General features: G+C 72.7%; 1 protein-coding gene. It reads right to left on the reverse strand.

Annotation, left to right across the window (positions count from 1 at the left end):
- The coding region (locus G3I71_RS46155; RefSeq protein ID WP_164324918.1) for an FtsW/RodA/SpoVE family cell cycle protein at positions 1 to 556 on the reverse strand (556 nt) is incomplete at both ends.

Here is a 556-nt window from a genome sequence, read left to right on the forward strand (position 1 = left end):
CGCACGCGGCAGCTGCAGGCCCAGGACCCGCTTGCCGGCCAGCGCGAGCGTGTCGCGGTGCGTCACGAGGTACCCGGCGAAGAACACCGCGAGCGCGATCTTCGCGAACTCGGCGGGCTGCATGCCGACGGGGCCGACCCGCACCCAGATGCGCGCGCCGTTGATGGTCTGGCCGAGGCCGGGCACGAGCGGCAGCAGGATGAGTACGAGACCGACGACCATGGCCGTGTACGTGTAGCGACGCAGCGTGCGGTGGTCGCGCAGCACCAGCAGCACGACGATCGCGAGCACCACGGAGACGGCGGTCCAGGCGAGCTGCCGGTCGGCGATGTTCGCGTCGGCGCGCCCGCGCGCCGCGTAGGCGATCGAGATGCGGTAGATCATCGCCAGGCCGATGCCGTTGAGGGCGACCACCACGGGCAGGATCACGGGGTCGGCGTAGGGCGCGCGGATGCGCAGCACGACGTGCACGGCGAACGCGAGCACGGTCGTCCCGACCGCGTACGTCATGGCGTGCGGCGGCACGGAGCCGGTCGCGCCGAGACCGGCCAGCACG

The sequence above is a fragment of the Streptomyces sp. SID12501 genome, assembly GCF_010550245.1.
Taxonomy (GTDB): domain Bacteria; phylum Actinomycetota; class Actinomycetes; order Streptomycetales; family Streptomycetaceae; genus Streptomyces.